Annotated in this window: 2 protein-coding genes; both read right to left on the bottom strand. The window is 74.7% G+C overall.

The genetic code is table 11. The features are described from left to right. On the bottom strand, positions 1-6,839 hold a 6,839-nt coding region (locus D581_RS0136440), incomplete at its 3' end, for a type I polyketide synthase (protein ID WP_018962025.1). 142 nt (positions 6,840-6,981) lie between these two features. Then, a partial coding sequence (locus D581_RS01000000138375; protein WP_032753707.1) for an SDR family NAD(P)-dependent oxidoreductase occupies positions 6,982-11,574 on the bottom strand: 4,593 nt, incomplete at its 5' end.

Below are 11,574 nucleotides of genomic sequence, written 5' to 3'. Positions count from 1 at the left end.
GCCCCGTCGTCGAGGCTCAACCCACCCGCCACGCAGGCAGCGGCCACCTCACCCTGCGAATGACCCACCACGCCGTCCACGGCGACACCGAACGACCGCCACACCTCCGCCAGCGACACCATCACCGCCCACAACACCGGCTGCACCACATCAACCCGCGCCAACAACCGCTCCGAACCCAACGCCTCCGCCAACGACCAATCCACATAAGGCCCCAGAGCCCGCTCACACTCACCCATCCGCCCCGCGAAAACCTCTGACTCCCCCAACAACTCCGCAGCCATCCCCACCCACTGCGACCCCTGACCAGGGAAAACCAGCACCGAACGACCCTCGACCGTACGTCCGCCGTCCCACGCTCCCGATTCGTCGTCAGCCATCTGGGCGAGCAGGGTGGGAAGTTGGTCCCGGTCTCCGATCAGCGCCTTCCGGTACTCGAAGGCGGTGCGTGCGTTCAAGGCGGACCCGATGTCGCGCGGGTCGGGTACGGGGCTGCCGTCCAAGTGGCGGCGTAAACGGTCGACCTGGGAGCGCAGTGCCTGCGGGCTCTTCGCCGACAGCAGCCAGGGAACCGCCGGCAGGGGGGCGCGCTCGGCAGGCGGGCCGTCGTCGTCCAGGGGGGCGTGTTCGAGGATGGTGTGGACGTTGGTGCCGCTCAGGCCGAAGGAGGACACCCCGGCCAGTAAGGGACGGCCTTGGTGGAGCGGCCAGGGCTGCTGCTCGGTCGCGAGGGCCAGGGCTCCGCGTGTCCAGTCGACGTGGCCGGAGGGCCTGCCGACGTGCAGGGTGCGGGGCACCTGTCCGTGCCGCATGGACAGCACCGTCTTGATTATCCCTGCCACCCCCGACGCCGCCTGGGCGTGGCCGAGGTTGGACTTGAGGGAGCCGACCAGCAGGGGCCGGTTGGCGGGCCGGTCCTGGCCGTACGTGGCCAGCAGTGCCTGCGCCTCGATAGGGTCGCCCAGGGTGGTGCCGGTACCGTGGGCCTCCACCACGTCCACCTCGGACGCCGTCAGCCCCGCGTCCGCCAACGCCGCCCGGATCACCCGCTGTTGGGACGGGCCGTTGGGGGCGGAGAGGCCGTTGCTGGCGCCGTCCTGGTTGACGGCGGAGCCGCGTACCACCGCCAGGACCGGGTGTCCGTTGCGGCGGGCGTCCGACAGCCGTTCCAGCAGCAGGACGCCGGCACCCTCGCCCATGCCCATGCCATCCGCGTCGTCCGAGAACGCCTTGCAGCGGCCGTCCTCGGCCAGTCCTCGCTGACGGGAGAAGCTGATGAGGGCGCCGGGGGTCGCCATCACGGCGACGCCGCCGACCAGCGCGAGCGAGCAGTCCCCGCCGCGCAGCGCCCGGCCCGCGAGGTGCAGGGCGACGAGGGAGGAGGAGCAGGCCGTGTCGATGGTCACCGCGGGGCCTTCGAGGCCCAGGGTGTAGGCGACCCGGCCGGATACGACGCTGGGTGCGCTGCCGGTGAGGAGGTGGCCGTCCCCTTCCTCCGACTGGGCGACGACGGCCGCGTAGTCGGCGTAGTTGACGCCGGTGAACACTCCGGTGCGGCTGCCGCGCAGGGCGGCCGGGTCGATGGCCGCGCGCTCGATGGCCTCCCAGGTGGTCTCCAGGAGCAGCCGCTGCTGCGGGTCCATGGCCAGGGCCTCGCGCGGCGATATACCGAAGAACTCCGCGTCGAAGTCGGCCGCGTCGTGGAGGAAGCCGCCCCGCCGGGTCGTCGACGTGCCGGGGTGGTCGGGATCGGGGTCGTAGAGGGCCTCGATGTCCCAGCCCCGGTCGGTGGGGAGGTCGGAGACGGCGTCGCCGCCGTCGACGAGCAGGCGCCAGAGCTCTTCGGGGGTGCCGATGCCGCCGGGGAAGCGACAGGCCATGGAGACGATCGCGATCGGTTCGTCGTCGGGCGCGGGCGGATGCGCGGCGGGGTCCGTGACCGAGCGGGCCGGGTCGGAGAGGCGCGGGTCGGAGGGGGCCGGGTCGGTGGCCTGGCGGCCGAGCAGTTCGGTACGGATCTCCTGGGCGAGCGCGGTGGACGACGGGTGGTCGAAGATCAGGGTGGACGGCAGCCGCAGTCCGGTGGCCGCGTTGAGCCGGTTGCGGAGTTCGACGGCGGTGAGGGAGGCGAAGCCCAGGTCCTGGAAGGCTCTGCCGGGCCGGATCGCGTCCACCGTGGCATGGCCGAGGACAGCTGCGGCATGGGTGCGGACCAGGTCGAGCAGCAGCCGGTGCTGTTCGGATTCGGCGAGGGCGGCGAGCCGTTGGCGCAGCAGCGCGGCGGCGGGTGCCTCCGCGTCTCCGGCCGCGGCCTCCAGGGCGCGGCGAGCCTCGGGGATGCCGGTGAGCAGCGGGCTGGGGCGGGTGGAGGTGAAGACGGCGGCGAACCGCTCCCAGTCCACGTCCGCGACGGTGAGAACGGTCTCGTCGTCGTCGAGCGCCTGGCGCAGGGCGTGGAAGGCGAGGTCGGGGGCGATCCGGGGCAGGCCGTGCTGCTCCAGGTTGAACAGATCGGCGTCCGCTCCGGCGACGCGGTCCTGCCAGGGGTTCTCGGCCTGCCAGATGCCCCAGTCGACGGTGGTGGCGGTGAGGCCGCGGGCCCGGCGGTGCTGGGCCAGGGCGTCGAGGTAGGCGTTGGCGGCGGCGTAGGCGCCGTGGTTGCCGCTGCCCCAGACTCCGGCGATCGAGGAGAACAGGACGAAGGCGTCGAGTTCGCGGTCGAGCAGGGCGTCGAGGTGTTCGGCTCCGGCGGCCTTGGCGGCAACGATCTGTTCGAACGCGGACATCGGTGTGCCGTCCAGCGGGGCGAGCGCCACGAAGGCGGCCGCGTGGACGACCGCGGTGACCGGGTCGCCCGCCGTCTCCAGCCCGGTGAGCAGCTCCGCCAGCGCCTGACGGTTCGACAGATCACAGACGGGCAGGGTCAGTCGTACGCCGAGGGCGGCCAGTTCGGCGGCGAGTTCGGCCGCGCCGGGTGCCTGGGGGCCGCGGCGGCCGGGCAGGACGAGGTGGGTGGCGCCGCTGCGGGCGAGCCAGCGGGCGAGGTGCGGGCCGATGGCTCCGGTGCCGCCGGTCAGCAGTACGGTGCCACGGGGCTTCCAGCGGCTGGTGGGGGTGCCGCTCCGGGGGGCGCGCCGGAGGCGGCGGGCGAGGATGCCGGTGGGGCGCAGAGCGAGCTGGTCCTCGCGGCCGGGGCCGCCGCTCGTGCCGGCACTGCCCGTGCCGGGTCCGCCCGTGCCGGGGACGGAGGCCGTCAGTACGGCGGCGAGCCGGGTCCTGGCGCGGGCGTCCAGCTCCGGTGGCAGGTCGATGAGTCCGCCCCAACGGGCGGACAGTTCCAGTGCGGCCACCAGTCCGGTGCCCCAGACCAGTGCCTGGCGGGGGCGGGTGACCGGGTCGTCCGGGCCTGTGGACACAGCCCCGGTCGTGGCGCACCAGAGAGGCGCAGTGAGGCCCAAGTCGCCCAGGGCCTGTACCAGGGCGACGGTGAGTGCCGTCCCGGTGGGCAGGGCCGGGTGGTCGGGGTGGGGCCGGTCGGCGGCGGCCAGCAGCGACAGCACACCCGTCGGGACGTGGCCGCCGAGGGCGGTGGCGAGCGTGTCCGCGAGGTCCGTGCGGTGAACGGCGTCGGCCGTGAGTTCCGCCGTGACGACGGTGGCGCCCGCTTCGGTGAGGGCGAGCAGCGGGCCGCGTAACCGTGCGTCGTCGTGTCCGGCGGGCAGGACGACGAGCCAGGTCCCGGCGGCGGTGGTGGCGGCCGGCGGGTCGGGCAGGGGCTGCCAGCCGATGCGGTAGCGCCAGGAGTCGATGACGCTCTCGTCGCGGCGCTGTGCGTGCCAGCCGCGCAGGGCGGGCAGTACGGGGGCGAGGGCGTCCTCGTCGACGGCGAGGCGGGCGGCGATCTCGGCCGGTGCCTCGTGGTCGACCATGTGCCAGAAGGCCGTGTCGTGCGGGTCGGCGGCCGGTCCGGTGCCGGGCGCCGTCTCCGGCTCCAGCCAGTAGCGCCGCAGTTGGAAGGGGTATCCGGGCAGGGCGGTCGGGCGGGCGCCGGTACCGGCGTACGCCGCGGACCAGTCGACGGCCGCGCCCGCCACCCACAGCTCGGCGGCCGAGGTCAGGGCCCGGCGCAGTCCGCCGTCGTCGCGGCGCAGGGTGCCGACGACCACGGGCGGCTCCGCGGCGCCGGTGGCCTCGGCGGTGTCCTGGAGGGCCATGGTCAGCACCGGGTGCGGCGACACCTCGACGAAGACCTCGTGGCCCTGCTCGACCAGGGAGCGTACGGCCGCGTCGAAGCGGACGGTCCCGCGGAGGTTGCGGTACCAGTAGTCGGCGTCCATGACCGTGGTGTCGAGCCGGTCGCCGGTGACGGTGGAGAACAGTGGTGTACGGGCCGGGAGCGGGCGTACTCCGGCCAGCGCGTTCAGCACCTCGGACCTGATCCGTTCGACCTGGGCCGAGTGCGAGGCGTAGTCCACGGGTATGGACCGGGCCCGTACGCCCTGCGCGGCGCAGTGGGCGAGCAGTTCGGCGAGGGCTCCCGGCTCCCCCGAGACCACCACGGCGGCGGGCCCGTTGACGGCGGCCACCGACAGCTTCTCGGCCCAGGGGGCGATCGCGGCCCGGACCTCCTCCTCGGGCAGGGACACCGCGACCATGCCGCCGAGCCCGGCCAGCGCCCGGATGGCCCGGCTGCGCAGGGCGACGACCTTCGCCCCGTCCTCCAGACTCAGCGCTCCCGCCACCACGGCGGCGGCGATCTCTCCCTGGCTGTGCCCGACCACGGCGTCGGGCCGGACGCCCCAGGACTCCCAGTGCGCGGCCAGGGACACCATCACCGCCCACAGCACCGGCTGCACCACGTCCACCCGTTCCAGGTCGGGCGCCCCGGGCACACCCTCCAGGACGGCGGGGAGCCGCCAGTCGACATGGGCGGAGAGGGCTGCGTCGCAAGCGGCGAGACGGTCCCGAAAGGCGGGGCTGGTGGCGAGCAGGTCCCGGGCCATACCGGTCCACTGGGAGCCCTGGCCGGGAAACACCAGCGCCGTCCGGCCCTCGACGACCCGGCCGGTGCCCATGACGACGTCGGCGGGGGCCGTGACTACGTCCGCAGGCGGGGCGGGGGCGTCGGGGAGGTCCGTGCCCGGGGCAGTGGGGAGGTCCGGGGCAGGTGCGGACAGGGCGGCGAGCCCGTTCAGCAGGGCGTGGTGCCCGCCGCCGATCACCACGGCCCGGTGTTCGAAGGCGGACCGGGTGGTCGCCAGCGAGAACCCGATATCGGCCGGCTGTGCGGGCGCGCCCGTGGTGAGCCGGGCGCGCAACCGCGCCGCCTGGTCCCCGAGCGCGGAGGCGGTGCGGCCGGACAGCACCCAGGGCAACTCGGCCCCGGGCACGTCCGCCTGCTCGGCCAACGGTCCGTCGGTCTGCGCTTCCGGCCCGTCGGTCACCTTTTCCGCTCCGTCGGCCGGTTCCGACGCCTGTTCGGCCAGTTCCGGTTCCGGTACCTGTTCGAGGACGACGTGCGCGTTGGTGCCGCTCATGCCGAACGAGGACACCCCGGCCCGGCGCGGCCGGTCGGCGGCGGGCCAGTCACGGGCCTCGGTGAGGAGTTCGACAGCGCCCGAGGACCAGTCGGCGTGCGGAGTGGGCGCGTCCACGTGCAGGGTGCGCGGCAGGACACCGTTCCGCAGGGCGAGGACCGTCTTGATGACCCCGGCGACCCCGGCGGCGGCCTGGGTGTGCCCGATGTTGGACTTCAGCGAACCCAGCCACAACGGCCGGTCGGCGGGCCGGTCCTGACCGTACGTGGCCAGCAGCGCATCGGCCTCGATCGGGTCGCCCAGCGTGGTACCGGTGCCGTGTGCCTCCACCGCGTCCACGTCGGACGCGGTCACGCCCGCGTCCGCCAGCGCCGCCCGGATCACCCGCTGCTGCGACGGACCGTTGGGGGCGGTCAGACCGTTGCTCGCGCCGTCCTGGTTGATGGCCGAGCCGCGCAGCACGGCCAGCACCGTACGGCCGTTGCGGCGCGCGTCCGACAGCCGCTCCAGCAGCAGCATCCCCACACCCTCGCCCCAGCCGGTGCCGTCCGCCGCCGCCGCGAACGGCTTGCAGCGGCCGTCGGGGGACATCGCGCCCTGCCTGCTGAACTCGACAAACACCGCCGGGAGCGCCATCACGCTGACACCACCGGCGAGCGCGAGCGAGCACTCACCGGCCCGCAGGGCCCGCGCCGCGAGGTGCAGCGCCACCAGCGAGGCCGAACAGGCGGTGTCCACGGTGACGGCGGGGCCCTCGAGGCCGAGCGCGTAGGACACCCGCCCGGACATCACGCTCATCGAGTTCCCCGTCATCAGGAACCCCTGGACGGCCTCGGCAGCACCGGGGCCGAGCGTCGCGTACCCCTGGTCGATGGCCGCGGCGTACACCCCGGTACGGCTGCCCCGCAGGGTGAGCGGGTCGATGCCGGCCTGCTCGACGGCCTCCCAGGACGCCATCAGCAGCAGCCGCTGCTGCGGGTCCATGGCGACCGCCTCACGGGGCGAGATGCCGAAGAACTCCGGGTCGAAGTCGGCCGCACCGTCCAGGAACGCCCCCTGCCCGGGGACCGTGCCGCCGGACGGCCAGACGGTCTCCCAGCCCCGGTCGCCGGGGACGGCCGCGACCGTGTCGCGGCCTTCGGCGAGCAGGTCCCACAGGTCTTCCGGGGTGCGGACACCGCCGGGGAAGCGGCAGGCCATGGACACGATCGCGATGGGCTCGCTCGTACGGGCCTCGGCTTCCCGGAGCCGCTGCCGCGTGTCCCGCAGGTCGATGGTCACCCGGTTGAGGTAGTCGCGCATCCTCTGGTCGCTCACTGGACACCGCTGCTTTCGTCTCGGGCTGCTCGGGTCTCGTTTCCCGGTGCGCGGGGTGCGCGAACGGCGCGTACGCACACGGCGTGGAGTACGCGGACGGGGTGAGGCGCGCGGACCGGTGTCCCCGTCATGCCGACCCCAACTGCCGGTCGATGTAGTCGAACATCTCGTCGTCGGTGGCCGCCTCGATCAGCTCGGGGGCCAGCTCGTCCGCGTCGTCCGTGGGGCGGGCGGTGGCGGCCGGCGGCCCGCCGGGCAGCGGGCGGGCCAGCACCTCCCGTATCCGGGCGGCGAGTTCGTCGCTGACACCGTCCGGCGGCAGGGCGTCGAGCAGGGTCTCCAGAGTGTCGAGCCCGGCCCGGACCGCCGCGTCGCCGGTCGGGCGGGCGGCGGTGGCCCGTCCGGCGAGGTGGCGGGCCAGTTCCTCCGGGGTGGGGTGGTCGAAGACGAGCGCTGGCGGCAGCCGCAGCCCGGTCGAGGAGGCCAGCCGGTTGCGCAGTTCGACCCCGGTGAGGGAGTCGAAGCCGATGTCCTTGAACGGGCGGGCCGGACGGACCAGGTCGGCCGAGCTGTGGCCGAGCACCGCCGCGGCGGTGCCCCGCACCAGGTCGAGCAGGGTCCGGTGCAGCTCGGCCTCGGGCAGCTCCGCGAGCTGCCGGGCCATCGAGCGGGCTGGTTCGGCGGCGGAGGCGGTGCCGGTGCGGGCGGGGCGGGCCAGGCCGCGGAGCACGGCGGGCAGCCGGTCGTCCGCCCGCAGCGCGGATGGGGCGATCCTGGCCGCGAGCCGGTACGCGTACGGGGAGTCCAGCGCCGCGTCGAACAGGGCGAGGCCCTCCGTCGAGGTCAGCGCGCCCGCCCCGGTGCCCCGGCCCTCGTTCACCCCGACGGTCATCCCGCTGCGCTCCTCCCACAGGCCCCAGCCGATGGACAGTCCGGGCAGTCCCTCGGCCCGGCGTTCGGCGGCGAGGGCGTCGAGGACCGCGTTGGCGGCGGCGTAGTTCGCCTGCCCGGCCGCGCCGAACTGGGCGGCGCCCGAGGAGAACAGGACCAGCGCCGCGAGGTCGAGGTCCCGGGTGAGTTCGTGCAGGGCCAGCGCCGCGTCCGCCTTGGGCCGCAGGACGCGGTCGAGCCGATCCGGGGTCAGCCCGGTGACCGTGGCGTCGTCCAGGACACCGGCCGCGTGGACGACGGCGGTCAGCGGATGCGCGGCGTCCACCGACCCGAGCAGGGCGGCGAGCGCGGCGCGGTCGGCGGCGTCGCAGGCGGCGACGGTCACCGACGCCCCGAGCCCGGTCAACTCTCCTACCAGCTCCTGCATTCCGTCGGCGGAGCAGCCCCGGCGGCCCGCCAGCAGCAGGTGCCGGATGCCGTGTGCGACGACCAGGTGCCGCCCCAGGAGCCGCCCCAGGGTGCCGGTGGCCCCGGTGATCAGGACGGTCCCTTCGGGGTCCGGCGGAGTGGGCAGCAGCAGGACGTTCTTGCCGACGCCCCGGGCCCTGCTGAGCGAGCGCAGGGCGGCCGGGGCCTGCCGGACGTCCCAGCCGGTGACGGGCAGGGGACGCAGCGCTCCCTGCTCGAACAGGCGCAGGACGTCGGTGAGCATCTCACCGATCCGCTCCGGACCGGCCTCCACCAGGTCGAACGCCCGGTAGCGCACCCCGGGGTACTGCCGGGCGACCGCCTCAGGGTCGCGGACGTCGGTCTTGCCCATCTCCACGAACCGGCCGCCGTTCGGCAGCAGCCGCAGACCGGCGTCGACGAACTCCCTTGCCAGACTGTCGAGTACGAGATCGACGCCGCGCCCTTCGGTGGCCGTCAGGAACTTCTCCGCGAAGTCGGTGGTCCGGGTCGAGGCGATGTTCGCGTCGTCCAGTCCACCGGCCCGCAGGACGTCCCACTTGGCGGGCGAGGCCGTCGCGAACACTCGTGCCCCGGCGTTCCGGGCGAGCTGCACCGCCGCCATGCCGACACCGCCCGCCCCGGCGTGGACCAGTACCGATTCCCCGCGCCGCAGCCCTCCGAGGTCGAACAGGCCGTAGTAGGCGGTGAGGAACACCACCGGCACGGACGCCGCGCGGGCGAAGGACCAGCCCGCCGGTATCCGGGCGACGGTACGGCGGTCGGCGACGGTGGTCGGGCCGAACGCGCCCGTGAAGATCCCCATCACCCGGTCCCCGGGCACCAGGTCGTCCACCCCCGGGCCCACCTCGACGACGGTCCCGGCGCCCTCGCTGCCCAGGCCCTGTTGTTCGGGGTCGGGGTCCAGGCCGAGCGCGGCGATGACGTCGTGGAAGTTCAGCCCGGCGGCGCGCACCGCGATCCGTACCTCGCCCTTGCCCAGCGGGGCGAGGGCCTCGGGGGCGGGCTCCGCCGTGATGTCCTCCGGGGAGCCCCGGCCGTCGGTGATGAGCCGCCAGGCGGCGCAGTCCGGCAGGGACAGCGTGCCGTCCGCCCGTCCGTCGCGCACCAGCCGGGGCAGCAGGGGCGGGCCGGTCCGCAGGGCCAGCTCGGGTTCCCCGGCGGCGAGCGCCGCCGGCAGCAGGTCCGCCGGCTCGGCGGTCCCGGCCGCGTCGACGAGGACGAAGCGCCCGGGGTGCTCGGCCCGCGCGCTGCGCACCAGGCCCCACAGGGCGGCCTGGGCGGGATCGACGGGCCGGTCGACCGGTCCGGTGCGGACCGCGTCCCTGGTGAGCAGGACCAGCTTGGCCCCGGCGAACCGCTCGTCGGCCAGCCATTCCTGTACGAGGGCGAGGCCCCGGTGCGCGGTGAGGCGGACCCGGTCGGCGGCGTCGGGCAGGTCGGTGGTGGCGACGGCCGCCACGATCACCTCGGGGAGGGTGGCGCCCGCTCCGAGGGCGGCCCCCAGGGCGTCGAGGTCCTGCCACGACACCGCGCCGGGGACGGCACCGCCGAGGGCGCCCCAGGAGGGCGGGGCACTGTCGGCCGGGCCGGTGGCCGGGATCCAGTCGAGGCGGTACAGCAGGTCGGCGTGGGCGGACGCGGAGAGCGGCCCGCCCTCGGCCGGAGGCCGCAGCAGCAGAGACTCCACCCCGAGCACCTGACGGCCCGACAGGTCGTGGGCGTGCAGGGTCACGGAGTCCGGCGCGTCGGCGGCGAGCCGTACGCGCAGTGTGGTGGCCCCGGTGATCCCGCCGGTCACCCCGTTCCAGCTGAAGGGCAGCCGGGCCCGGCCGTCCCGGTCGGGCAGCAGTGCGGCGGTCTGGAGGGCCGCGTCCAGCAGCGCGGGGTGCAGCACGCATCCCGCGGCGTCGGCGTGCTGCGGCTCCGGCAGCACCACTTCCGCGAACACCTCGCCGCCCCGGAGCCATGCGGCACGGATGCCGCGGAAGGCGGGGCCGTAGCGGTGGCCGACCTCCGCGAAGCGCTCGTAGAGGTCGCCGGTGTCCACGGGTTCGGCACCGGACGGCGGCCAGCTCAGCAGACCGGCCGGGTCCCCAGCGGGCCGGGGCGCCAACGTCCCGGTGGCGTGCTCGGTCCAGGGCGCGTCGGCGTCCCGTGCCATGCGGGCGAACACGCTGAGCCGCCGTCGGCCGTCGCCGTCGGGCGCGGCGACCCGGAGCTGGAGGTGGACGGCGCCCTCGGCCGGGAGCGCGAGTGCCGATCCGAGGGTCAGTTCCTCGACCACCGGGCACTCCGCCTCGGCCCCGGCGCGCAGCGCGAGTTCGAGAAAGGCCGTGCCGGGGAAGAGGACGACGCCCGATACCGCGTGGTCGGCGAGCCAGGGGTGGGTGTCCAGCGAGATCCGGCCGCTGAGCAGCAGCTCGCCGGAGTCCGCGACCTGCGTCGCCGCACCGAGCAGCGGGTGTCCGGTCGTGGCGAGCCCCGCCGAGGCGACATCCCAACTAGTGGTCGGAACGTCGAGCCAGTAGCGGCTGCGCTGGAAGGCGTACGTCGGCAACTCGACCCGCCGCGCCCCCGGGAACACCCCGGACCAGTTCACGTCCAGTCCGCACTCCCAGGCACGGCCCACCGCACGCAACACCTGCTCCTGGCCGCCCTTCCCACGCCGCAGGGTCCCGAGCACCGCGGCATCCACGCCCGCTGCCTCCGCCGCCTCCCCCACCGCAACGCCCAGCACGGGGTGTGGGCCCGCCTCGATGAAGAACCGGAAACCATCGGCCAGCAGCGTTCTCGTCGCCTGCTCGAACTCAACGGTCTCGCGCAGATTCCGGTACCAGTACTCCGCGTCCAAGCCCTTCGTGTCCAGCCAGCCATTTGTCACCGTCGAGAAGAACGGCACCGCACCCGAGCGCGGGGTGATCCCGGCCAGGTCGGAGAGCAACTGCTCGCGGATCTCCTCCACATGGGAGGAGTGCGACGCGTAATCCACCTCGATCAACCGCGCCCGCACCCCTTCAGCGACAAGCCCCTCCACCAGCTCCGCGACGGCGTCCGCATCACCGGAAACCACCGTCGACGAGGGGCCGTTGACCGCAGCCACCGACAACCGCCCCGCCCACGCAGCTATGCGCTCCCGGACCACGTCCACCGGCAACGGCACCGACGCCATGCCACCCCGCCCCGCCAACACCCCCACCGCACGGGAACGCAACGCCACCACACGGGCCCCGTCGTCGAGGCTCAACCCACCCGCCACGCAAGCGGCGGCCACCTCACCCTGCGAATGACCCACCACGCCGTCCACGGCGACACCGAACGACCGCCACACCTCCGCCAGCGACACCATCACCGCCCACAA

Source organism: Streptomyces sp. CNB091 (genome assembly GCF_000377965.1).
The sequence above is the reverse complement of the archived record's forward strand: the minus strand, read 5'-3'. Positions and strand labels throughout refer to the sequence as shown.